The organism is Fontibacillus panacisegetis (assembly GCF_900102215.1).
GTDB lineage: Bacteria > Bacillota > Bacilli > Paenibacillales > Paenibacillaceae > Fontibacillus > Fontibacillus panacisegetis.
Map to the genome: position 1 here is coordinate 1 of NZ_FNBG01000005.1, position 22,491 is coordinate 22,491.

Consider the following 22,491-nt stretch of genomic DNA (forward strand, 5'->3'; position numbering starts at 1 on the left):
CCTGATTTGTACATCTGGATGACCGCCTCCTCCAGCCATCCATCCCGTCTTTGGTACGGCTCAAAGACTTGCGTCTGGAACAGACCTTGGCGGTCACGGGGAACCTCTAGATCCTCCAGATTGCCGTATTTCGTGTGCAGGTTTCGAGTGTAGTATCCGTTGCGGCTATTACGTGTACCCGCTTCCTCGCTCGACATGAAGGCCCCAATTTCAGCACGCATGATCGATTCTAGATTGTCCTTAACGAAGTCAGTGACAAGTTTTTCAAATAGATTATTAAGCATATTTTCGGGTATAATAGTCATCGAGTAGGGTTCCTTTCTTGGTGGACTTTGACAATCCCGAGAATACCCTACTTTTTTGTGCCTTGACTAGGCTCCAAATCTTGGTACACAACTTATTTTACGCCATCCATGCTTGCCAATATGAGTTAAAGGAGTGGTCATTGTGGCGGCTCTTTTTTTTATGAACAACAACAGTTGTGGTAAGTTTTGACTGTTCTCGTATTAATGCGAATAAGCATGGAAAAAGGAACGTTAATAAATTAAGGTCTTGAAAACGAGAGTATATATTGATTTGCAGTTTTAACTCTATCTTCCGCAATAATTAGTGCTTTTTCTTCAAAATGCGTTATTTATTCCGTAAATACCGTAATATCGCTATGGGAATCGACAGTTTTGGTGTCGAGGCTATTTCGTGGATACAGTGGACGAAACAGGAAAGTCATCACCGAATACATTCGGAATTAACTAACAGAAGATAAGAACTACGAACAAATCACCATGAAAGAACTGTTCGACCCGTTAACGGGTGAGTCGGTAGGAAAGGGTAAATAAAGAAGCCCCTTTAAGGGCTGGGCCCGGAACAGCTTTGCGGTTGGAAGACTTTCAGTGCGCCTTCTTAGGCGGCTTGCTAGTACCATGCCCTCGGAGCCGATCTGGGGGTTATTTGAATTGGGGTGATGGGATGGAATGGACTGTAGTGTGCTTGCAGCCTTAAGCGATATGGCTCTTGGGTGGGCAAGTCGTGCCAGATCAGTACGACAAGATATTGTACAAGAGTCCACTAGTGAGGCTATGCGTCGAGCAGACGTTGAATACATCAAGCGAGGTGTTGATGATTTCCGTGTTGATGTGCGGATGCAGGGGCAAAAAGTGACGGCCTAGCCGAACGTGTGACGCGAGTCGAGGAATTTGCTAAACAAGCGCACAAGCGACTCGATAGATTGGAAGAATAGAATGATAGGGGGTGATTAAATTGAGGTACGACACACGTAACAGAGCCAACTTGGATAAACTGGCTCCTAACACTCGCAAGGCTGCTTATGCTTGGTATGAGTATTGCATCAAGATCGGAGCTGACATTCTCATTTACGAGACGATCCGGACGATTGAGACGCAAAAGAAATACTTAGCTGACGGTAAGAGTAAAACACTGAAAAGTTACCACCTTGTAGGGCAGGCTTTGGACTTTGTTCCCGTGACTGCTGCCGGATCTGCGGACTATAACGGGTACGGAAATGCTGCAATTAAGAAAGCCATATCTGAAGCGAAACGGCTTGGCTTTGAGTGGGGCGGCGACTGGAAAACTTTTGTGGATAAACCTCATTTGCAGTTTAATTACGAGGGCTATGGCACTGACAAGGTGCTAGATGTTGTTAAGGAATCAGATACCGAGGAGGATGAGGATAAAATGAAGCTGACTACATCTCAAAAAACCATATTGGTTGCAGCTCTTAAGGGACTGCTGGAGCAGAAGGTCATAACGGACACATCATGGATTGAGAAAGCTGAGAAGGGAACGCTGACTGTATCCGAACTTACTTGGCTTAATACTATTATTCTAACTCGTAAGGAGACTAAATAACGATGAATAAGAAAAGATGGCGGAACTATGCGTTGTGGATTAGTATCGTATCTCAGGTTTTGTTGTTGCTGCAGTTGATCGGCAGTACCACCGGAGCATTTACACTCACCGACCTGATGCGTGAGGACATCCTTACTATCGTAAATGTGTTCCTTGGATTGTTGGCTACGCTTGGGATCATCTCTAATCCGACAAAGCCAGATAGTTCAGGATACAATCTTTAAATTTGGGAATATTGTTTACAGATAGTTCCAAATTGATTTAAATATCCATAACATATACGGACGCACCTTTGTGCAATCCGATAGCATCGGTAAAAAAATCCCACTAACCTCTAAGGTCGATGGGATTTTTGTTTTTCACCATTTAACCACTAAGATGATTGTATTCACTATGCCGCTCGCATGAACGACGCATAGGGTGAAGCTGCTCATCACATAATACTACTTGAGAACCAGTGAATTACCGATTCTCACGACATGAGGAGGTGTATGTGATGAACAAGCAGAATAATGCGAAGCATAAATCCAAGCAAGTAAGAAAGAAATTAGGCGTTCCAAATCCTGATGCAGAATTTGCGGCAGAAACAGGCGCTGCTGTAGCTGGTGCAGATGCAAAAGCCTCTAAAGGAGCGACCCAAAAGGCGAAGCAATAGGCAGAATGAGCAAAAGACCACCGAGAAATAACCTTAGTGGTCTTTTGTCGTCAATATAGTTGTTTATGTAAATGTAATTAATATCGAACCATTTCAATATCTATCAGTTTGATATCGGTATGAAGCTGGTTATTTTTCTGATATGTTCGAGTTACTTCTAAATAGATGGTTACACCATTTAAACTATCAACAACCTTGCATTTACCATCCAATCCTTGTAATAATACTTCTTCCTCGATCCATTCCCAGACCATTTCCCCATCTGAGAAACCATAACCTTTTTTTGAAAACATTTTTTCAAATTCTTTAGCTCTGTCCAATGTATATCGCTCCTTTGTTCTGTTAAAAAGGATGTTGCTACCTTATTTAAGATGTAAACATTAGTCTATCAAAACTAGGAAAAGATAACTACCCTTCTTATACATTTGGTACACTGGTTTTACTTTTTTATTAACAAGATCATTGAAATAACATCCTTAGTGGTCTTTATTTCTTATTGCATATAAAACATTCGTCAGCGTATAATACAAACAAACGTTCGTATTATTTGAGGTGATGAAATGTTGAATGATTTGGAAAGGAAGTTGTTAAGGGTCTTATATAATTTTAGTACTCAAAAACGGAGGATGCCTTTTAAACCAGAGTTAGAAAGACTGACTGGGCGAAGGTACGCTGATATAGATAAGGCCTTAAATGAACTCGTCCAGCAGCAGTATATATTTTGGCCGGATCGACCTCATCTGCAAACTATAGTGATCTTGGAAGGCTGGGAAAGAGATCAGCCTTTAAAACCTAAGACGCAGCTATCTAGCAACCTGGATTATTGGACAAAGTACTAAGGAGACAAAGGCAAATATGTGGACATTAATAATCAATGAAGTTCACATATGTAGATTAATAGAAATAAACTGGATCAGGAACATGAGTTAATCCCATACAATGACTTTCAAATTTGCTAACCAAAGCATCAAAATAGACAACAACTAAATTTATATAAATAGCTATAATTACAGAGGAAAATAAACTTAATCTATGACGAAGGTTTGCAAATATCTTGTATGGGATTATGAAGCCACCAAATATGAAATGCCTGAATCTTATTGGGATTAACATCAACCCTGGCATTATCACTTTGAATTACTGAAGGAAGATTAATAGGGTTGAAAAAAAAGTAACAGCGCGTTAATATGATGTATCCAAATTTTTAAGGGGGATTCACATGAAGGATATATTAACGTTTGCGGTCTTACTTATCTTTATTGTCATGTCTCCTGGTATTGATTTTGCTTTAATAACAAAGCGAACACTCACTGGAGGAAAAAGGGATGGGATCAAAATTGCTTTAGGAATAACAAGCGGAGTGCTTATTCACACAACCGCTGCCGCCCTAGGACTTTCGTTAATTTTGATGAAGTCAGCACTCGCATTTGAAGTGATAAGGTATGCAGGTGCTATCTATCTAATATATATGGGAGCACTATCCTTCATAAAGAGAGGAAAGCAAACCACAAAAGACGATCACGATCTAAATATAGTGAACACAAAGAAATCAGCTTTTTTCAAGGACTTGTTTCAAATACCTTGAATCCCAAAGTGGCAATATTTTTCCTAACATTTTTACCGCAATTTGTTGTATCTGATTATGATCCAAAACTACAGTTCTTACTAATGGGATTGTGCTATGCAGCGCTTTCTATAGTTTGGTTTACTACCATTGTATTGTTACTTAGTGTCGTTAGAAAATGGTTATTGTCTCCTAGAGTTCAGAATGCTATTGAAAAGGTAACAGGAGTTGTCCTGATTGGCTTTGGACTGAATATGATCTTTAAGGTTCAAAGAACAGGGCATTGAAATAGAAGAGCTAGTAAACTGGACATGGTTCAACCGACATGAGGCGGGAAAAGCTATGAAGGTAGTTCAAAAGGTTTAGAACTACAGTTGAAAGTGAGAGATGAGCGCCAGCTCCACCAAATTTTACGGCTAGTGCGGATTGAGGTATATTGTACGATATGCTAAGATAACAATAGAAGCAAGGAGGCTGCGCCACAGCCTCCCCGGTACAACACTTGGATGGGAAACCTCCAGAGATTGATCAGAGATATAACCCGCACCTTGGCGCTAACCTGGGCGGGTTATTTTCGTTTGTTCAGATAGGTGAGCAGAGCAAGGACAAACATCCCTAGCATCAGCACTTCTTGAAACGAAAATTGCATAGGCATCACCTCCAATCCGGAGGCAATACTTTTCCACCCAAGTTCAGTTGTACATGTTAAATTATACCACATAGGTAAGTGCTTTCGAATCCTTGCATTTTTTTTATTTCGAATATGTAGAAGATGCTTCGCTCCCTATAAGCAGCAGTTCATCATGTGCCTACTACTTATAGGGATGAAAGCTAATCATTATTTTCTTTTCTTACGTTTTTTAACGCTCGACACATGACACATAACATCTTTGACACAGTATTTGTAAATGTGATTAGGCACAGGTACACAATGATGTTGTTTGATAATTTCGATAGGGTGGATAACATTAACTACTTGGGGATGGTAATAGTTTTCGTAAAACGTTTGAGGTGGGTCGACGATTTCTTGCTCCGGACATGTTGGACAAAAAGCCATTTGAACTCATCTCCTCTATACTGGATTTACCGCATTATATGCTTGGAGAAATAACCTGACTGTTCATTTGTCCATGCTGTTGCAAAAGCCTTTGTTTATATTATAGATCAGTTAGTTAATCATCCATTTTTATTGTTTAATTTATAGTCATTTGGGGAGGAAACAGGAACATGAAAGCCATCACGATTATTCAACCCTTCGCGACATTGGTAGCACTTGAAGAGAAACAATTGGAGACACGTAGTTGGTCTACTAAGCATCGTGGACCGCTTGCTATACATGCTGGTAAGAAAATAGACAAAAAAATTTGTCAGCAGGAGCCTTATAAATCTGTTCTAGCGAAGCACGGTTATACTGCAAATAACTTGCCGACCGGAGCTGTTGTGGCTATATGCCAGTTGGTGGATTGTCATAAAGTTTTAGTCGATAAGGAAGATCACGCAATATTAGAAGACAATACGGTGGTAAGCGGGCATGAGTATTTGTTTGGTGATTATAGCCTTGGACGCTATGCGTGGAGATTAATCGATATGAATAGACTTCAGGAACCGATCATGGTGAAGGGAATGCAGGGACTTTGGAATTTCAGCAATGGAATCAAGTGAAACGCGGAAAGAATCTTAGGGCTTTTGTCTAAAAAAATGAGCATAATAAACATCCGTTCACAGACAGATGTCTATTATGCAGCTTCATAGTTATTTTGAGCCTTTGTTTTCCGTTTTTTCATACGCGATGAGCGTAATTTTGTTACCCGTAATTCGATTGATAGTTGCTTCAGCTTCCTGAATCACTGTTACTGCTTGCTCGTCATTATTAAGTGAAGCGAGCTTGTAGTTGTCAGTAAGAATATTCATGCTGCTCTCCTCCTGTAGATGAAGTGTTTGGTTTGATTTTAGCTTTGCCAAAATAGTGATTTAAAATTATACAATACGAAATGATTTGTCTCTTGCGTGATTGTGAAGAAATATGATACAATCAACTTCGCAGGATTTTTTCAAAAGTATCGTTTGAATACAAATGATTTTGGGAAGATTTTGTTAAGTAAAAGGCACTTTTTGTATATGCCGGGGTGGCGGAATAGGCAGACGCACAGGACTTAAAATCCTGCGGTACGTGAGTACCGTACGGGTTCGACCCCCGTCCTCGGCACTAGAACAACAAGGGTTTCAGCTCTAATGAGCTGAAACCCTTGTTTGTTTTTAAGCTGGTTTGCTAACATTTTGCTAACGGTGCCTCTTTTTTGGTGTGGATTCGAGGTTTCCGGTACGCTCGGAATGATGCTTAAATCGACTTCACGACGAATAGTTCTAGCTCATGCTTTACGTTCGAGAATTCTGTCACGCTCCATTCTCAGTCGCAGGATTTCTGCTCTAATGACTTCTTTACGACAAGGTAAAGTATTCTTGTTGCTATGCTCCAATGCAAGCTTTACGTGGAGTATGGCAATGCTCAGCAGCTCAGATTGGATGGCTGCATCATCTAATGCTCTCCATACTGTGCGCTTCATTGAGTCGCTTCCTTTGGCTTTTTGGAAAATAGATCGTTGATCTTTTGTGCTGTATCTTTTTTAGTCTCCATGTCGATGTGTGTATAGGTATTGGCTGTAATGCTAATGGTTGAATGCCCAAGCCATACCTGAATTTCTTTCAGGCTTACTCCATGCTTAATCAAATAGCTGGCTGTTGAGTGCCTGAGATCGTGGAATCTGATATGCGGCAATTCATTCTTTGCGAGTATGTCCTTAAATTTGTGGTTCAGGTATTCTGTCTTCATGGGACTGCCATCAGGCCAGCAGCATACAAGACCGCTATCGACGTAATCTTTGCCGTATTGCTGTTTGTATTTTTTTCTCTGTTTTTTGAGATGTAATAAGTAATCTTCGAGTTTTTCCATTAAAGGCAGAATGCGCTGGCTACTCTCGCTTTTTGGTTTTTTTATGACAACTTTTTTGCCGATCTTTACACGAACTTCTCTAATTGATATAGTCTTATCTTCGAAATTGATGCAATCCCACTTTAATCCAAGTACCTCGGAACGTCGAAGTCCATAATGAGCTGCGAGATATACTGCCGATTCTATCGGTGTACCCAAGCAAACCTCAAATAGCTTTTCAAGCTGTTCGACAGTGTAGTAGCTGGCATCGAACTTCTCCTGCTTCGGAAGTACGATTCGATCAGCGGGATTAAAGAAGATCAAGTTCATTCGTAATGCGAATTTTAATGCACTTCTGATATTAGCGTGGTGTCTTCTTAATGTTTTAGCGGATAATCCTTTTTTGCCAGTCGATGGATCATCTTGAAACTTTGTCTCATAATATTTTTGCAGATGCATGGGTTGTAATTCTTGTAGGAGTATATCATTCTTACTCATGAAGTATGGGATGATATGCTTTGTTACGATCATCTCATAACCTTCCCAAGTCGTTTCCTCGACCTCGCTTTTAATAACGTTATTAAGCCAATTCAGCATAAATTCAGTGAATTTGAGTTTTGGCTGTGGCATAACGAAACTGTTGTTGTCTATCTTCGTAAGTGTTTCTCGCAGAAACTTTTCTGCATCTGATTTCTTCTCGCACTTGGTATTAATCCACTTTGGCTTTCGCTTACCGGACTCGTCCTTCATTTCAACAATGATGTACCAGTATTTATTGCGTTTAAGTAAACTGCCTTTCATGTGCTTCAACCTCCAATGATTTATTTGGATATGAAAAAGACAGGAGCGTAATTGCCCCTGCCTGCGAAACTGCTATTTGATTACATGTATTTAGATAAGTCCATTCTTGCTTTGCTTAGAATAAATTCTTTAACACTTAGTATGGGGATTCTGTACGTATGTCCAATTTTTATCGACTTAATTTCGCCAGATTTCAGTAGTCTATAGGCAGAGTTTCTGCCAATTAATAATATGTCTAAGAGCTCTTCGACAGTAATAACTTCTGGATAATCTTGCAGCATCAATGCTAATCACCTCCTGTTCGTGGTAATAATATATATTTGTCTGTTACGACAGTACGGTTCTGAAATCGTTATCCCGTACCTTATGTTATTTGTTCATGCCTTTTATTGTTGTTTTTCACCTTTCTCGGTTATTGTCTGTATGTCATGGACTTCAAAAACATATCAAGTTATAGTGAAAATACGGATTCCCAAAAATCCCAAGTATCCCGGAATTCCCAAAAGAATTTGAGCTCCAGTTATTGCTGTAAAATGTATACGATAATATGCTTGCAAACATAAATCTTATTTGATTATCTCAATGTAAGAGGATAAATTATTTATTACTCACGACGACAAAAGGGTGACATTATGGTTAATGACGTAGGTATCTATTGCTCTGAGAAGTACGTGCATTATATCAATCGAAAAAAGAACCGAGAAGCATTCAGAAGAGTTGAAGAGAATATGGCTGAAATGAATGCTATCTTCTCGGAAATGAGCGAGGATTTTCTTATTGAAGATTACAAGATGATGAAAGTAGTACGCAAAAGGATTAATCAAGCAAGAAATGAAATAGAGGATATTGATGAATCGAAGTCGGAGGTAAAGAAGGGTAAAGGAACAGCACAAGGTGTATTTTTTTGTAACTTCTTCGTTGTACCAACAAACCGTCTTCGTGTTTATGATTTACAACAGGATAAGCTAAAAGAAATCGGTTTAAGTATTAAAGTCTTCACTCGGATCAACAAGAAGTTATATAAATGTGTCGAGCTGGACTTATTGAATGAAACCTTAGCTAACTCAAAGTGGATTGACCCTAATTATCTTGATTATGATTTCTTTCTCTACAGAGAGAATATATACCCTTATTTATTACGGGCTATTAGACTTGCTACTCGGTTGTTGGATGACGATGATGCAAAAGTTATATTCAATGATGAAATTGGTTGGGTAGATAACTTTTATGGAAGAGACGATTCGGGCTATTTGCGATATATAAAAGATTTTAGAGGTTATAAATGGATGGAATCAGAAGATATGCCAATTGAGATTGATCCTCTGAAATTCAATGCGGTTATCTTTTTAAAAGCTGTTCAAGGGCTTATTCATAAATCTGAATTTCTTGAAATGGATAATAGCTCAAAGCTTCAAGAAGGCTTTATAGGATGGGAAAATGAAACAACATGGGCTATAAAATTCAGTTTGGTTAAGTCACATGTAGCAAGCGAAGTAAAGAGAGCAGGGCGGAATTTCAAAATTGACTCTAAAATTTACGCGTTCCTGTATAAACAAGGCATACTATTTATTGATGGGGATGTTAAAGGCGATTTTCGACCTGACAAGAAATTTGGGAATGGTAACAAAAGGGCTTTTGTTTTGGATAAAATGCGATTCCATGAGTTTATAGAGGAGAACCAACATATTATAGAATAAATAAATGAAGTACATGACAGCAATAGCCTGCTGAAATGTGCTTTTTTATTTTTCTTGTAACAGTACCTTGACTTAGATAATAATACCCCTCCGCCAACTAGATGTTGTCATGTAGGCTTTGGGGGTGTTGGAGGTGCTGTTCATTCATGGTGGATATGATGTATCTGGTATATGCAATGACTAGGAGAGAACATGATAAAGCCTTTACATTAATGCAAACATACTTAAAAAAATACTTCAATACGGGCCAACTCCGTAAAGATAAGTATGATAAAAATGCCCGTATCACAAATGCATTCTCTGAGTTTGGTTTTCAAGAAATTCGACTGCGAGCTGCGTCTTGGGGCCACTATTCTATAGAGGTGCGTTTACGTCCCAAACTTACTATTGATAAAGATGGATACTATTGCGTAACAAAAGTATCTGAATTTGAAGGGGTTCGTAATGTCTTTAATTATGTATTACAGGATATTCTCTCCTTGAAAGTCCCCGATTTTTTTGATTGGACAGCTAAAAGAATAGAAGCTGCTGTGGATATAAAGCTACCAGAACAGTTAATTCCCAAATATTTATCCTTATTTAAAAAGGGATTCATTCCAGATTACTTCTGGAATAATCATAAAACCAAGGCATACTTCTCTTCCATTACTAACTGTTACTTGATGTCAGAGAATAAAACGGTCAATTGGTATAATCGTTATGAGACACTTTTAATCAAAGAGAAGGAATCAAGCAAGAAATTCAGAGATTTTACAATGACAAAGGGAATACTCCGATTTGAAACACAAGTTCGAGATGGAAAAGAAACTGTGAAGGAATTATTAAGCCAAGAAAGATTGAAAAATGAAGTCATAAAGTTTTACAAACTGATCGTTGGAAAAGGTGATTACCATACCTTAAAAAGGGCAGAGCAAATAATAAATCAAAGGGTAAGCAATTTTCAGAAGCGTCGAACACTCATTTCTTTGCTTAAATTTATCGAACATTGCGGTGGAATCACTAAAGCAAAAGAAGCTTATAATAATGCTGGCAATGCTAAGAAATCTGCAGATAAATTTGGTAAGCTTCTTAAGAAACTTAGGGATTTGAATATTAATCCTGTGCTAATTCCTGAGGATTGGGAAATTAACTTTATTGAAAATCTTTACGCAAAAATTGAGGAGGGATTTGAATGAAATGAAGCCCGCCAAATTAATTCGCGGGCTTCAAATGAGCTAATTCTGGTTATTCTTCTTCTCTATACTTATCATTCAAATCTTGTGTAGTTTCGACCACATCGAAATTGTTTTCAATCGTTTGGTTCACTGCATCTACAGCAGACTCTACTACACGTTCCCAAAAATCATTCATCGTTTAATTCCTCCAATTACTTTATTTTGATTAATGTTTCCAAGATTTAAGTCCGCTGAGTGTTCCGTATCCAATACCTAATAAATAACCTATGGCTGTTCCTGCACCAGGGAATATTGCTGTGCCAAGTGCTGCTCCTGCTCCTCCTCCGATTAGTGCGCCCGCTGCGGTCAGCGCTGTCTTCCCGGCAGTTTCAATTACTTTATCCATAATTCTCACCTCCTCTCAGGGATTAACGCAAAATAAACGGGAAGAGCGTTGCTCTCCCCGTTGCATTGATGATTCTATTTTGTTTGCTGCTTAGTCTTTGAGGGTGAATTAAACATTCGAACAAACTTAAAGAGGTATCCGATCAAGTAAAACGGTGTTACCGCCCAACCAACAAATACAGACAAGATTATTTTGTAAACGATGTAATTAGAAATTGTCGTAAATACGGTGATGTTACGTTGTAGCTTGCTTATGAATTTCCAACCAAACGGTATAGAAAGAAAAACGTATATTTCAATCATGGCTCTATATCCTCCAATACAATCTGAATTAGGCTTTTTGAAGAATAGTAGCTTCTTGTTTTTTGAAGGATAGAGTTGCTGAATTAACGGCATTTTGAATAATAGGGTTGGCATTATAGGCATGTATGTATTCTTTGATACCGGAATTATGCCGATTAGTGATCATACTCTTTTTCTTGAATTTTGAAATGACAGAATAAGTCTGCTTTTTCTCGTCAAGCCAGATTGTATGCACAGTCTTATTTTTAAATACAAAGCGAACACGTCCCATCCCTTTTTCAACTGTGAAATCAGGATGGGCGAAAGTACCCAATCGCTCGTATAACTGTTCATTTGTAATCAGTGCCGACATAGGATGATTTGCGAAGTTTAACTTCAATAATCTCACTCCGGCTATTCCGTTTACAATCATATAGGCCAAAGCCCATCCAATAATAAAACCAATAAACAAACCAAATCCCATACCCCCGATTATCATAAAAGAAATGCATGATACAGGAATTATGCTGTAGTACCATTTTCTATAGCCCTTCATAGGATTCTCTAAGACTATAAGTTCTTGGACAAATGTATGTTTCTCTGAAACGCTGTTCGTCATTATAGTGCCTCCAATATGGTTGATATGCTATTTTTCAATAACTAAATGACTAAAAGCCCTTTAAGTTTCTTTCTTGTTTTCAATAATCATATTTGTGTTGTCCATCAATACTTCCAGTAGACACTGCTTAATGGTTTCAGGGGTTATAGTTAAAGCTGACGGATGGCAACCGCTTCTCACACCTCCCTTCGGATCATATAAAGTCAATAAGTCAACTAAGGTGATCTCCAGAGCAGCAGAGATTTGTTCTAGTATTTTGATCGTAGGGTTCTTTTCTCCACGTTCGATCTGCCCAATGTAAGATGTGTTTACCCCTGCACTTAGTGCAAGCTGCTCCTGACTGAAACCATTTTTCAATCGCAAAATCCTGATATTTTCCCCAATAGATTCGATGCTGTTCATTTCCCTTCACCCCTAATCAAACGATAGATTTTTTTGGTAGGAGGCTCAACAGGATATAGTGTGGATTTCAATGCTTATAGTAGAGAATTGATACGGAGTGTGGTTAAACCGTGGATAAAAGCATTTAAGAGGAGTCTTTTTACATCTCATTATCTGAGGGACAAACAAATAAAAGCTGTTAGTGAATTTTAGAAATGGCCATGCTCTTTCAAACTGTAGAAGCGATTGCCGCCGATGATTACATGATCAAGGACTTCTATTCCTATGATTTCCCCAGCGGCTATGAGCCGTTTTGTTAAATTAATGTCCTCCATGGATGGCTCCGGGTCTCCACTCGGGTGGTTGTGAGCACAAATGAGCGAGGCGCTACAGCGTCTTATAGCTGCATGGAATACTTCTCTGGGATGGACGATTGCGGCGTTCAGAGAGCCTATTGAGATGGTTTCTTTGAAGATGAGGCGGTTCTTGGTATTGAGGAAGAGGCAGATGAAGTGTTCTTTTTGCTCATGACAAAGTTCTGCTTCGAGGAGTTTAAAAACATCTTGGGGTGTGCGAATAATACAGTTTTTTTGATCTTGGATGGTGATAGATTTAGCTAATTGGATCAGTGCGTATATTTGTAGTGCTTTCTTTTTACCAATACCTTTTATAGATGTTAATTGTTGCTCAGATGCATTTATAAGTTCTGCTCTAGTTGGAAAAATATCTAGTAAATTACCAATTTCATCGTTATCATGCTTATCTCTTAATATTTGAGCCAATAACTTAATGATATCTTCTTTTTGCTCACTACACATTCAAGCATTCCCTCTCCTTAGGTTAATAATATATTAAATAGTTAATGCAAAGTTATAATATAGATTTAAAATCCATGAATATACTCTTGGGAAAGATACGATTGTAAATTTTTTCTTGTCGATCTTTCTGTTTATTAGTATTATTGAACTAGTTTTTATCAAAGGAACGTAGAAAAAGGAGCTGGATTCTCTATGGATATAACTATGTTGATTATCAGTATCGCATCAATGATTGCAACAATCATATCGACAATATTTGCGATCAAAGCTAAAAATGAAGCGAGACTAATATTAACTCAAATCAAAAATACCGAGATCAATTCTGATCTTCAAAAACACGACATAAAAAATAGTGGAAAAATTGATGTTGAAAATAGTGGGAAAAATAATGGTATAATGGCTGGTATTGTCACAGGAGGAATTGATAAGCGTGATAGATAAAAAACGCAATTTCACAATTACCAATACAGGAGAAAACAACGGACTTATGACAGGGGATGTGTATGGTGGTATTACATACATACAACCAGAGAATACCGTCAGTACTTTTTCTTTAATTCCATCCTTAATTGAAAAGTTAGCCGAACTAGCAAATGTTGATGATGAAGACATGGAACGGTCTTACAAATTGAATCCGATTGACTTGATGAGTTATACCATTGAAGAAAAGATAAAATACAATGATGTCATAAAGTATAAAGAGTTAATTAGGGAATATAGCTTATATGGAAGTATTTGTGAGCAAGCATTTAATATAATTGACAATAACAATGTAGGGATAAAAAGAAAGGTTTTAAGAAGCGTTTCTGTTCTTTACAGAGAATGCAAAGGTGGGATTTTACTTGAAAATAGAGCGAGTACACAACCTGAAATGGACATTGTCAGATTAAATGCGGATAGAATTTTAGATTTTGTCAAGAGGGACTTAGAAAGTCGAATTACTAGAAATGATAATTTATTTGTTGAAGAAATTGATGAAGCACTAATGAGAATAATTTGTTATGCTTTTGTGGAATGTAAGATATTGGAGAAACCGCAGGTGGTTTGAAAATGATAATAAATATAGATAGAGAACCGAAATATTCACTGTATTACATTGGTGGAATAATTTTAGATTTATTAAAAAAACATGACTCCTTATCTATTGACGAGCTTTATGAAAAGACTAAATCTATCATAGATAGTAATCTGTATATTGATTTTATTTATTATTCATTAGATTGGTTATATATGCTTTCTCTAATAAATATTGAGCAAGATAAGGTGAAAATATGCTAATTCATAGGCTAATCGTAAGAAAAACGAAACCCGAAATTGAGATTATTAGGGATATTTCCTTCAATCATAAAGGGTTAAGTCTTATTGTTGATAACACAAGTGATTCAGCAAAAGACAGCGGTAATAACGTCGGTAAAACCACAGTTGTTAAAATAATTGACTTATGCCTTGGAGCTAAATCGGTTAGAAGTTTATATTTTGATGTAGACACAAAAAGTGAGAATCATGAAATAAGAGAATTCCTAATGGAGCATAAAGTTGAAGCTGAGTTAATTCTAGTTGATCCGAATAAAAAAAAGAAAAGCAGTATTGTTAGACAATTATTTAATAGAGGAAAAAGAATCATTGATTCTATTGAATTCACCCAAGAAGAATTCTGGGGAAAACTGAAGCTTTTATTGTTTGATTTAGATGAGCACAACCCCACTTTAAGACAGTTGATCCCTAAGTTCGTTAGAGTTGATAATATAACCTCTGAAAATATGATTAAATATCTTGGAAATACAACATCTAACGATACATATGATTCAATCTATCTGTTCCTCTTTAGAATAATAAAAAATGATTTACTCAGTAAAAAAGACACTCTTTCAGCAAATCTAAAAGAAGTAGAAACAAAAATTAGACTTTTACAACATGACGAGAATATCAGTTCGCTCGATATTTTAGAGCAACGAAAACAACTTATAGATAGCGATTTAGTAGAACTTTCAACAAAAAGAAAAAACCTTGATTATATGGAGACCTATAAGGAGGAATTGAAAAATAAAAGAAATATTATTAATTCAATTAATGAAGTAGAAGCTGAAATGCAGATGTTACAATTTGAAATAAAACAAATAACTGTAAATATAGAAAAATTAGAGAATGAAAAAAGCAATATAAATCATAGTCAAATAAGTTATATTTATAATGAAGCCAAAGCCTATATTGGCACAGTTAATAAAACATTTGAAGACTTACTCCTATTTCATAATAAGATGATTCAAAATAGAATAGATTTTGTAAAGGATCAATTAACAATCAAAGAAAAGCGCTATACTGAACTGGAATACGGAAGAGATACACTGTTAGAACAGAATAAAAACTTAACAATTGATTTACTTGATGAAGGACTACTTGAAGAGTTGAATTCTATAAACCAAAAAATAGAAGCACTTGTCCTAGAAAAAGGTGCTATAAACCAAACTATAAAAATATTAACAAGTGCTGAAACCTTAAAAGATAATTTGACTAATGATATCAAACAAATTAGCCAACAGATGGATTCAAATAATATCAATGATATTATAGGTAAGTTTAACGTATATTTTTCGGATTACTGTGAAAAATTGTATGGTGAAAAATATTTATTTGTATACAATAGCAAATGGAAGGAACAGAATAAATTCCCTGTTTCGCTGGATTTATTTAAGGGGAATGTAGGAACCGGAATGAAAAAGGGCATAATTGTAGCCTTTGATTTAGCTTATATAAAGTTTGCAGAAGAAATGAGCATTGTTTCTCCAAGATTTGTAATACATGATAAGTTAGAGAATACCCATATCAATCAATTGAGAACAATATTTGAATTATCTAGAGATATCAATGGCCAGTATATTGTTCCTATTCTTAGAGAAAGGGTCGACAAAATCGAATCCGCGCTAATTGAAGAGTGTAAAGTACTAGAGCTTAGTAAGGATGAAAAGTTCTTTAAAGTATAGTGTTTAAACTGGTTCAAAGATCTACATGCTTAATTTAGAGAAAAACCCTTAATACTTAAGGGTTTTTCGTTTGTTTAGGGTAAGTTGAAGTATGGAAAGACGAGTGAAATCAAGGTTTTTAAAAAATGTTTTCTTGAATGTTTTTTTGGTGAAAACTGCTTTTATATCAGGCTTTATTGCTTGAAAAAACAAGCTTTTACAGATGAGAAAAGCCGATCTTAGAGGGTCGGTCTTCTTTGTTTTGGTATAGTTGTTCTAATTTAATTTAAAATAAATTAAATTATCGCTGAAATAAATAATTTTTTAATCCCGTTACTCAAATTACATACAACAAGCATATCAGCCATTCCTCGCTCGACAAATACACTGTTAACTCTTTTATTTTAGAATTTGCTCTGAATAATATTTATTAAGCAAATCTTCATCTAGATCGTTAATTTCATTTCCCATATAAACTGTTTTATTTGTTTTAGCATGTCTACAAATGTCAAATAAATCAAGTTTCATAACCCGCTTTGAATAAAATGACTTTAATATTTCTATTTGAGGAGGTGATTTAAGAAAATCAATTATTTTATTTACCGTTATACTGCCATGATATACATCGAATTTTTGAGTGAAGTGCTGTTTAAAAGCTCCTTCATTAATCAACATCAATGAAGGAGGAGTCCTACTTAAAAACATATTAAATGAAGACTCATCAATTATGTATACTCCATTAACCTCTAGTGGTCTACCTATCATAGAAGTTGTTATTAAAATGCGATGATAATTTTCAATTTGAAAATCATTATCTAAAGTTAATTGCTCTTTAATAAGAGTAGGATTGTTACTGAAAAAGTCAGCTATTCTATTAATTTGCGCTGTCTCTTTATAGAGTTTAAATAAATGATTAGCATGTTGTCTTGTAGTGTATGGCTGAACATGGGCTTTACATTCGACAAAAAATATATCATTCTCCATAACAAAAGCCACATCACATTCATATTCAGTATCGTTTACTCTTTTGTACAAAGATGAATATTTTATTTTATTTATTTTAAATCCAGCTTTCAATCTATCTTCAAACCCTTTTCCCTTAAAATTCAGTTTACTATTTCTGGTTAAAAAGTTTGAAGAAAGTGCTCTTGCCGGGTCAGCATATATCATTAGCGAAGGTATTAGTACAAACTGATCATCCACTTTAATTAACGGGCAATCCAAGATATCTTGCGATTTGTTATTAAATGTAAATATATTAAAAATACTTTCAAATTCTATGTTTGAAAAACCATTTTTTAAATATAATTCTTTCCACATTTTCTTTGTTTTACTAATGCAATAATTTTTAATTCTATATCCATTTCTTCTAGCATGTGTAGCAAGAAATCTTTTGCATTCATTAATGAGTAATTGATATGCCTTAATCCATTTTGAAAGTTTAATATTTTCCACCTTTTCTTCCAAGGTTGGTGTACCGAAATACAACGTAGAGAATAGATACGTTAACTTTTCTAGCTCATCAGACAATTCATAATCTGATTCCTTATTCAATACTTTTCCCACAGCACTCATTTGCCAACCTTCACGCAAGTTAACAAACCTTTCATTTGAAATGATATTATTCAACTCAAATTCATTGTCTGAAATCTCAAATGTTATTTTGTTGTGAATTTCACCTAGAATATTTACTTTAGAATACTTCCAGTACTCAATCATATCGTTTATTTCGTTCCAGTATGTACTAAAGAATATATGTTTACTTGATATATCAAGATATTGAGCTTCAATAAATTTATTACTTCCGCAAAATTCATAGTTATTGAACATAAAGAACTTTAAAATCATTCCTGTAGACTCGATTGCAGAATCCCTCAACGCAACTTTTAAATTGAAATTTTTACTTTTATCTGTATTCCCACTTAGGCCATATAGATATCTTTCAAGAGAAAGCAAATAAGAAACCACTTGATATTTATCTACTTCTTTCCCTAGTTTATCGAAATATGCTGAACGCATTTGATTAAATTTAGCAATAATATCTTCAATAATTTCTGATTCAGTAATTAAGTTATTTACTTTTCTTTTTTCATCATCTTTAATCAATGGCAAAAGCGTATCAATTATTTTATTAAATATCTCTTTGTTTTTTGTATCTTCATAAAAACTAACAGCGATACCTGATGCCTTTATAATTGATATTACCTTGTCAATTCCTTGAGATTCTAAAATACTTAATAAATATGCCAGTATGTTATCAAAGCCTTTTTTTATTTCGTTTTCAAATTTATAAAAATTATAATTGTCTGGATCTAAAAGATTCATTTTTACCACTCCTATAATAAAAATTTATTGGAGAATATCAAATAAAGATTGATTATTATCACCCTGAAAATAATATCATGCAAATATTTAATTTATACAATAAGAGATTGAATTAAATTATACAGACCCTTAGATATTCTTACTATGATCAACTACCTTTATCTGATCTAAAAAAGGAAAATGCCGGAAAACGTCGAATTTAGTTCTTAAGTTTATGTAGAATAAAACGTTTTTCATAGTGGGATGCCTTGCTGAATATCTTGATTTAGAGCTAATAGAAAAAGCAGTATTAAAAATAAGAAACCAAGTTATAAAGGTGAAGAATAAAGAGAAATCGGGGTGTTATCTTGAGTAAAATTATTATTAAGAGGCTTTATATTAACCCGCAACTTACAATAAATTTCAATGAGGGACAAAACTATATTATCGGATTAAATGGTTCAGGTAAAACAACTTTGTTCAACTTGATTCAATATTTATTAGGTCTGAAAGGTAACTTTACGAGATTAATAAATTACTGGTCATTCGATTCCCCTTATCTGGAATGCAAGTTTAAAGATAAGAGTGTGCGTATTTCGAGAAAATCACCTTCTAATATGATTTTTTTTGAAGGGGATATACATAGGCAAGCCAAAGCAAACTCAATTGAGTTAAATCAAATATATACTGAATTAATGAATATAAAATTTGTTTCACCATTTAATGAGCTTGCTACGCTTGATATATTGGGACATTCTTTTTATGCTGAACTGGATATTAAAGGGAATAGCAAAGAGAAGCAGGACACATACCATAAGATTGTTGGCTATAATTCAGAATACCTAGACTCAATAGAAAAGGATATTAAAACAATTGAAAATGAAGTAGCATTTGATAACCATGGATTGAAAATGGTTGAGAAATACAAAAACGGCGTAGAGAATTCCATAGCAAAAATCATCGAAGATAATACATTAAACAAGTTGAATGACATAATAGGTTTTGAATATAAAAAAATCAAAGAAAAAATAATAGAAAATTATAATTTAATGGAAAGAGCACGTACTATATTAATACAAGAAAAGGAATTTAGCGAAGAGTTTATCAATGAACAATTATCAATTATTGATGCTTTTTTTTATCATACTATAAATCATTTAACCAAACGGAACGAGAATTTCTATAATTTTAAAGACGTCATGAAGCAAAGGAATATTAATGTCTTTTCATATGGGGAGAAGAATATTATTCTTTTCGTTTTACGGTTAACTTTTTGTAGAGATGTAAAAGATTTAAAATATAATAATGGTGCGGGAATATTAGTAACAGATGATTTGCTTTCTGTAAACGATGCTGATTCTTCTACAGGAGTTACTGAAAAAATTACTGAAGTTGTGAATGAAGGGGCGCTCCAATATATCAGTTTCAGCCGTTATAATAGCTATATTCCCAAGGAGCATGTGGTTTTTGAGATGCCTGGCATACAAGGAGGAGGTATCTTTGAAAGATAAAAGTAAACTTTCTGTGATAGTTGCTATTATAAGTTCTTTCATATCTTTATTAGTATTATTATTTGGTAATAATATATACGATAGATTAAATAATAACTCTACGTTAATAATTGAAACTAGTAAGACCAACCAATTTTTACCTGACAAGCTACTCGAAATAATGAATGATAATACTCTCAAGAATAATAACAGGCCATCTGCTGATTCATTAAGAGTCATAAAAATTAAAAATAAAGGAATTTCTTCGAAAAATTTAAGAATCCAGTTAGATTTAGATGGTTCAATATTCGATTATAAAATAGAAAGTACTGAATCAATTAAAGACAGCAGCATTAGTTCTAACTCAACAGTAATTGTTAATATGGATAGGTTATCTCAAAATGCTTCTATAGAATTAATAATATGGTTTCATGAAGACTATAAAAACTTCTATGCCTCTTATTCCGATGATATTTCGAGTAATATAATTCCATATAACGAGAATAAAAATACAACTAAAAGGTCAATTGTTATCATAATTTTAGTTGTAATATTTATTGAGTCTGTATTATTTATAATAAATTCACTTAGACGAATGAATATAGCTAAAAAAGAACGAGAAAAGACTGAACTTCTAGACTATGTTTTAACTGGAATCAATAATAGCTTTTCAGAAGAAGATACAACAATTAGTGAATCTGAAAGTAAATCACCTGGTCCATCAGAGAAAGACCACGCTTTGGAAAGATTAAGTAAATTAATAGAGAAGAAAAGCTAATCTTATTGGATTGGTAGATTAAGATGGAGTCTTTCCAGAATACATAATAGGGTACCTCGGGGTTACGATGCCATTAAGAAAAAAATGCTCAATGATACTAACCGTTGAGAAACGGGTTCATCTTGACCGCAAATAATTATTCAGACACTTCTTTTCAAGCCATTCCAGCATAGAAAATGTTGCTTGAATGAAGCCAGCATTCACAGGTACAAAGGTGGCATCAGCGCATGCAAGGTCGCCAAGTTTATTGGTTTGCCGGAATCCCTTGTCCAGACTGTATCTACAGTCGATGATTCCGATACTTAGAACAAGCTCAAAACACCAATTTTAAAATTCAGGATCTAATTGATGTGATTCAAACAAGGATAAAAAAAGAGCAGAAGCATTTAGCTCCTGCTCAATTATTTGCTAACATTTTTGCTAACATGGCTGCATATCCCAATCCTCGAACATAGAGAGTATGGAACACAAAAAAGTGCCTTAAACCAGCATGGCTAAAGGCTTTAAGCTCGATTTTCTCGTAGTGTAGAAAAGGCACTAAAAGAACTACTTCAAGACTTAAAATCCTGCGGTACGTGAGTACCGTACAGGTTCGCCCCCCGTCCTCGGCATCAATGAAATCAAGGGTTTCAGCTCATTTGGGCTGGAACCTTTGTTCGTTCAAAAAAGGTTGAAGAGGGGATTTTGTTATGCTGAATTCCTGTTATTCAGACTTTTATGACAAAAAGCAACATTACTTAATATATAAGAAATGCTACTTTTTTACTATTTACATAAAATTTAGCTAGAGTTATTGTTGAATAGGAAATAATTAACTTACAGAAAATTTCAAATTTTTTCGTAATGTAACAAGGAGGGATGTAAGAACAATAAAGCGTGCGAATCTATGTCTTCTTTGTCGGCAGACTGTGGTGTAAAAATCTGAATTAGAGGAGCGAGAACTGTGAAAGCAATGAAAAAACTATTTGCTGGATTAATGCTGTTTACTCTGATTTTTGGTATTTCTTTTGCTGGATCGGCATTTGCCAGCGGCAACGAGGTCAAGCTTATCGACTCTGAAGTCAGCGTTATTTATAAACCTGGGTATGTCGGATTCAGCGGCAATATTGAAGTTGCGAATCTGGGACCCGTGAAGAATGTAACTGTCCATTACACAACAGATGACACAACTTGGTATGATACGAGTGCGTATTATGTAGGGCCGACGGATGCAAGCAATGAGAAATGGCATTTTAGCATCTCCACAAATGGTTCTACCACAGATCATTCCGAGTTGAAGAATCTGAACTTCATAAAGTTTGCCATTAAATACGAAGTGAATAACCAGACCTATTGGGATAACAACGGGTCAGCGAACTATTACAATGAAGTGAATAGTACATTTCCCCTAAGATCCGTCATTTTGGGCGCACCAAATGTGCTTAACGCCAATAGTACTCTGAGCAATGGTACATTCAGCGGCAATATCTATGTGAAAAACCTGAATCCGACGAAAACAGTAAAAATACGGTACACCACGGACAACTGGGCAACGACTCATGAGGGCTACGCCACTTATAATGGCTCCTTGAATAATTTCAACAGTGTTGAAAACTGGAACTACAGCATCAACGTTCCGGGTGCTACAAATGTTAAATATGCGATTGAGTATACAACTGGCGGGCAAACCTATTGGGATAATAACTATGGCAATAATTACGAGGTACAATAATTCATTTTAATATTCAATAAGAGAGGATCACAGGCGGTAACTATTCCGCTCTGTGATCCTTTTCTCTGTGAATTAAC

25 protein-coding genes, 1 tRNA gene and 3 pseudogenes are annotated in these 22,491 nt (G+C 35.4%); 17 read left to right on the forward strand and 12 right to left on the reverse strand.

Going from position 1 to position 22,491, the window contains the following annotated elements:
• Nucleotides 1–305, reverse strand: a 305-nt coding sequence (locus BLS49_RS06215) for a transposase (protein WP_175471332.1), incomplete at its 3' end; no start/stop codon positions are given.
• 349 nt (nt 306–654) lie between these two features.
• Here BLS49_RS06215 and BLS49_RS25180 point away from each other — a divergent pair.
• The 5 genes and pseudogenes from BLS49_RS25180 to BLS49_RS24750 all read left to right on the forward strand — a co-directional run.
• Nucleotides 655–836 (forward strand): annotated as a pseudogene (locus BLS49_RS25180) (IS200/IS605 family transposase); the annotation flags it as partial.
• 135 nt (nt 837–971) lie between these two features.
• Nucleotides 972–1,166 (forward strand): hypothetical protein, encoded by a 195-nt coding sequence (locus tag BLS49_RS06225; protein ID WP_245742284.1) that lies wholly within the window; start codon nt 972–974, stop codon nt 1,164–1,166.
• Nucleotides 1,167–1,257: 91 nt separating this feature from the next.
• Nucleotides 1,258–1,641, forward strand: a pseudogene (locus BLS49_RS25585) (M15 family metallopeptidase); the annotation flags it as partial.
• 227 nt (nt 1,642–1,868) lie between these two features.
• Nucleotides 1,869–2,090 carry a phage holin gene (locus tag BLS49_RS06235; protein ID WP_091227625.1) on the forward strand — a complete coding sequence of 74 codons (222 nt, stop codon included), beginning with the start codon at nt 1,869–1,871 and terminating at the stop codon, nt 2,088–2,090.
• 272 nt (nt 2,091–2,362) lie between these two features.
• Complete coding sequence (locus tag BLS49_RS24750) at nt 2,363–2,521, forward strand: hypothetical protein (protein WP_175471333.1); 159 nt, start codon at nt 2,363–2,365, stop codon at nt 2,519–2,521.
• Between the two features lie 77 nt (nt 2,522–2,598).
• On the opposite strand, the gene BLS49_RS06240 is transcribed toward BLS49_RS24750, so the two are convergent.
• On the reverse strand, nt 2,599–2,841 hold the full coding sequence (locus tag BLS49_RS06240) for a hypothetical protein (protein ID WP_091227627.1): 243 nt from the start codon (nt 2,839–2,841) through the stop codon (nt 2,599–2,601).
• Nucleotides 2,842–3,785: 944 nt separating this feature from the next.
• Here BLS49_RS06240 and BLS49_RS25735 point away from each other — a divergent pair.
• Nucleotides 3,786–4,372, forward strand: a pseudogene (locus BLS49_RS25735) (LysE family translocator).
• Between the two features lie 940 nt (nt 4,373–5,312).
• Nucleotides 5,313–5,747, forward strand: a complete 435-nt coding sequence (locus BLS49_RS06260; protein ID WP_091227632.1) for an ASCH domain-containing protein — start codon at nt 5,313–5,315, stop codon at nt 5,745–5,747.
• A gap of 90 nt (nt 5,748–5,837) precedes the next feature.
• Here BLS49_RS06260 and BLS49_RS24755 read toward each other — a convergent pair whose 3' ends face one another.
• Nucleotides 5,838–5,996, reverse strand: a complete 159-nt coding sequence (locus tag BLS49_RS24755; protein WP_175471334.1) for a hypothetical protein — start codon at nt 5,994–5,996, stop codon at nt 5,838–5,840.
• Nucleotides 5,997–6,205: 209 nt separating this feature from the next.
• Between BLS49_RS24755 and BLS49_RS06265 the strand changes: the two genes are divergently transcribed.
• Nucleotides 6,206–6,291, forward strand: a tRNA-Leu gene (locus BLS49_RS06265).
• A 163-nt stretch (nt 6,292–6,454) separates the two neighbouring features.
• On the opposite strand, the gene BLS49_RS06270 is transcribed toward BLS49_RS06265, so the two are convergent.
• The 3 genes from BLS49_RS06270 to BLS49_RS06280 form a co-directional block, all read right to left on the reverse strand.
• Nucleotides 6,455–6,649 (reverse strand): hypothetical protein, encoded by a 195-nt coding sequence (locus BLS49_RS06270; RefSeq protein WP_091227634.1) that lies wholly within the window; start codon nt 6,647–6,649, stop codon nt 6,455–6,457.
• A complete protein-coding gene (locus BLS49_RS06275) occupies nt 6,646–7,815 on the reverse strand; it encodes a tyrosine-type recombinase/integrase (RefSeq protein WP_091227636.1) in 1,170 nt (389 codons plus the stop codon). The genes BLS49_RS06270 and BLS49_RS06275 overlap by 4 nt, the downstream gene beginning before the upstream one ends.
• An 80-nt stretch (nt 7,816–7,895) precedes the next feature.
• Nucleotides 7,896–8,096 (reverse strand): helix-turn-helix domain-containing protein, encoded by a 201-nt coding sequence (locus BLS49_RS06280; RefSeq protein ID WP_091227637.1) that lies wholly within the window; start codon nt 8,094–8,096, stop codon nt 7,896–7,898.
• A gap of 351 nt (nt 8,097–8,447) precedes the next feature.
• On the opposite strand from BLS49_RS06280, the gene BLS49_RS06285 reads away from it, so the two are divergent.
• Together BLS49_RS06285 and BLS49_RS06290 are read left to right on the forward strand one after the other, a co-directional pair.
• Entirely contained in the window at nt 8,448–9,512 is a 1,065-nt protein-coding gene (locus BLS49_RS06285) for a hypothetical protein (protein ID WP_091227639.1), read from the forward strand.
• A gap of 146 nt (nt 9,513–9,658) precedes the next feature.
• Nucleotides 9,659–10,687: a hypothetical protein gene (locus BLS49_RS06290; RefSeq protein ID WP_091227641.1), complete on the forward strand. Its 1,029-nt coding sequence runs from the start codon at nt 9,659–9,661 to the stop codon at nt 10,685–10,687.
• Nucleotides 10,688–10,736: 49 nt separating this feature from the next.
• Here the strand turns inward: BLS49_RS06290 and BLS49_RS25495 are convergent, their stop codons facing one another.
• From BLS49_RS25495 to radC, 5 genes are all read right to left on the reverse strand, one after another.
• On the reverse strand, nt 10,737–10,862 hold the full coding sequence (locus tag BLS49_RS25495) for a hypothetical protein (protein ID WP_281243705.1): 126 nt from the start codon (nt 10,860–10,862) through the stop codon (nt 10,737–10,739).
• Nucleotides 10,863–10,892: 30 nt separating this feature from the next.
• On the reverse strand, nt 10,893–11,072 hold the full coding sequence (locus tag BLS49_RS06295) for a hypothetical protein (RefSeq protein WP_091227643.1): 180 nt from the start codon (nt 11,070–11,072) through the stop codon (nt 10,893–10,895).
• Between the two features lie 330 nt (nt 11,073–11,402).
• Nucleotides 11,403–11,972, reverse strand: coding sequence for a hypothetical protein (locus BLS49_RS06305; RefSeq protein ID WP_091227646.1), 570 nt, complete (start codon nt 11,970–11,972; stop codon nt 11,403–11,405).
• A gap of 60 nt (nt 11,973–12,032) precedes the next feature.
• On the reverse strand, nt 12,033–12,374 hold the full coding sequence (locus tag BLS49_RS06310; protein WP_091227648.1) for a helix-turn-helix domain-containing protein: 342 nt from the start codon (nt 12,372–12,374) through the stop codon (nt 12,033–12,035).
• A gap of 188 nt (nt 12,375–12,562) precedes the next feature.
• Nucleotides 12,563–13,171, reverse strand: coding sequence for a RadC family protein (radC, locus tag BLS49_RS06315; protein ID WP_091227650.1), 609 nt, complete (start codon nt 13,169–13,171; stop codon nt 12,563–12,565).
• Nucleotides 13,172–13,363: 192 nt separating this feature from the next.
• On the opposite strand from radC, the gene BLS49_RS06320 reads away from it, so the two are divergent.
• The 4 genes from BLS49_RS06320 to BLS49_RS06335 are packed head-to-tail and all read left to right on the forward strand — an operon-like array spanning nt 13,364 to nt 16,152.
• The gene (locus BLS49_RS06320) at nt 13,364–13,612 is read left to right on the forward strand and encodes a hypothetical protein (protein ID WP_091227651.1); all 249 of its coding nucleotides are present in this window, start codon (nt 13,364–13,366) and stop codon (nt 13,610–13,612) included.
• Nucleotides 13,602–14,219 carry a hypothetical protein gene (locus BLS49_RS06325; RefSeq protein WP_091227653.1) on the forward strand — a complete coding sequence of 206 codons (618 nt, stop codon included), beginning with the start codon at nt 13,602–13,604 and terminating at the stop codon, nt 14,217–14,219. The genes BLS49_RS06320 and BLS49_RS06325 overlap by 11 nt, the downstream gene beginning before the upstream one ends.
• Before the next feature lie 2 nt (nt 14,220–14,221).
• The gene (locus BLS49_RS06330; protein WP_036598453.1) at nt 14,222–14,449 is read left to right on the forward strand and encodes an ABC-three component system middle component 6; all 228 of its coding nucleotides are present in this window, start codon (nt 14,222–14,224) and stop codon (nt 14,447–14,449) included.
• A complete protein-coding gene (locus tag BLS49_RS06335; protein ID WP_036598452.1) occupies nt 14,443–16,152 on the forward strand; it encodes a DUF2326 domain-containing protein in 1,710 nt (569 codons plus the stop codon). Before BLS49_RS06330 ends, BLS49_RS06335 begins: the two co-directional genes overlap by 7 nt.
• Nucleotides 16,153–16,530: 378 nt before the next feature.
• Here BLS49_RS06335 and BLS49_RS06340 read toward each other — a convergent pair whose 3' ends face one another.
• Nucleotides 16,531–18,456, reverse strand: coding sequence for a hypothetical protein (locus BLS49_RS06340; protein ID WP_091227655.1), 1,926 nt, complete (start codon nt 18,454–18,456; stop codon nt 16,531–16,533).
• A 347-nt stretch (nt 18,457–18,803) separates the two neighbouring features.
• Here BLS49_RS06340 and BLS49_RS06345 point away from each other — a divergent pair, with 347 nt between their 5' ends.
• From BLS49_RS06345 to BLS49_RS06355, 3 genes are all read left to right on the forward strand, one after another.
• Nucleotides 18,804–19,946: a hypothetical protein gene (locus tag BLS49_RS06345; protein ID WP_091227657.1), complete on the forward strand. Its 1,143-nt coding sequence runs from the start codon at nt 18,804–18,806 to the stop codon at nt 19,944–19,946.
• Nucleotides 19,936–20,703: a hypothetical protein gene (locus tag BLS49_RS06350; protein ID WP_091227658.1), complete on the forward strand. Its 768-nt coding sequence runs from the start codon at nt 19,936–19,938 to the stop codon at nt 20,701–20,703. The genes BLS49_RS06345 and BLS49_RS06350 overlap by 11 nt, the downstream gene beginning before the upstream one ends.
• Before the next feature lie 952 nt (nt 20,704–21,655).
• The gene (locus BLS49_RS06355; RefSeq protein ID WP_245742289.1) at nt 21,656–22,414 is read left to right on the forward strand and encodes a carbohydrate-binding protein; all 759 of its coding nucleotides are present in this window, start codon (nt 21,656–21,658) and stop codon (nt 22,412–22,414) included.
• Nucleotides 22,415–22,491 lie beyond the last annotated feature (77 nt).

What these genes read in the sequence shown, in the direction of transcription:
- BLS49_RS06225 (WP_245742284.1), top strand. Translation starts at nt 972, where the DNA reads ATGGACTGTAGTGTGCTTGCAGCCTTAAGCGATATGGCTCTTGGGTGG.
- BLS49_RS06235 (WP_091227625.1), top strand. Translation starts at nt 1,869, where the DNA reads ATGAATAAGAAAAGATGGCGGAACTATGCGTTGTGGATTAGTATCGTA.
- BLS49_RS24750 (WP_175471333.1), top strand. Translation starts at nt 2,363, where the DNA reads ATGAACAAGCAGAATAATGCGAAGCATAAATCCAAGCAAGTAAGAAAG.
- BLS49_RS06260 (WP_091227632.1), top strand. Translation starts at nt 5,313, where the DNA reads ATGAAAGCCATCACGATTATTCAACCCTTCGCGACATTGGTAGCACTT.
- BLS49_RS24755 (WP_175471334.1), bottom strand. Translation starts at nt 5,996, where the DNA reads ATGAATATTCTTACTGACAACTACAAGCTCGCTTCACTTAATAATGAC.
- BLS49_RS06270 (WP_091227634.1), bottom strand. Translation starts at nt 6,649, where the DNA reads ATGAAGCGCACAGTATGGAGAGCATTAGATGATGCAGCCATCCAATCT.
- BLS49_RS06275 (WP_091227636.1), bottom strand. Translation starts at nt 7,815, where the DNA reads ATGAAAGGCAGTTTACTTAAACGCAATAAATACTGGTACATCATTGTT.
- BLS49_RS06280 (WP_091227637.1), bottom strand. Translation starts at nt 8,096, where the DNA reads ATGCTGCAAGATTATCCAGAAGTTATTACTGTCGAAGAGCTCTTAGAC.
- BLS49_RS06285 (WP_091227639.1), top strand. Translation starts at nt 8,448, where the DNA reads ATGGTTAATGACGTAGGTATCTATTGCTCTGAGAAGTACGTGCATTAT.
- BLS49_RS06290 (WP_091227641.1), top strand. Translation starts at nt 9,659, where the DNA reads ATGGTGGATATGATGTATCTGGTATATGCAATGACTAGGAGAGAACAT.
- BLS49_RS25495 (WP_281243705.1), bottom strand. Translation starts at nt 10,862, where the DNA reads ATGAATGATTTTTGGGAACGTGTAGTAGAGTCTGCTGTAGATGCAGTG.
- BLS49_RS06295 (WP_091227643.1), bottom strand. Translation starts at nt 11,072, where the DNA reads ATGGATAAAGTAATTGAAACTGCCGGGAAGACAGCGCTGACCGCAGCG.
- BLS49_RS06305 (WP_091227646.1), bottom strand. Translation starts at nt 11,972, where the DNA reads ATGACGAACAGCGTTTCAGAGAAACATACATTTGTCCAAGAACTTATA.
- BLS49_RS06310 (WP_091227648.1), bottom strand. Translation starts at nt 12,374, where the DNA reads ATGAACAGCATCGAATCTATTGGGGAAAATATCAGGATTTTGCGATTG.
- radC (WP_091227650.1), bottom strand. Translation starts at nt 13,171, where the DNA reads ATGTGTAGTGAGCAAAAAGAAGATATCATTAAGTTATTGGCTCAAATA.
- BLS49_RS06320 (WP_091227651.1), top strand. Translation starts at nt 13,364, where the DNA reads ATGGATATAACTATGTTGATTATCAGTATCGCATCAATGATTGCAACA.
- BLS49_RS06330 (WP_036598453.1), top strand. Translation starts at nt 14,222, where the DNA reads ATGATAATAAATATAGATAGAGAACCGAAATATTCACTGTATTACATT.
- BLS49_RS06335 (WP_036598452.1), top strand. Translation starts at nt 14,443, where the DNA reads ATGCTAATTCATAGGCTAATCGTAAGAAAAACGAAACCCGAAATTGAG.
- BLS49_RS06340 (WP_091227655.1), bottom strand. Translation starts at nt 18,456, where the DNA reads ATGAATCTTTTAGATCCAGACAATTATAATTTTTATAAATTTGAAAAC.
- BLS49_RS06355 (WP_245742289.1), top strand. Translation starts at nt 21,656, where the DNA reads ATGAAAAAACTATTTGCTGGATTAATGCTGTTTACTCTGATTTTTGGT.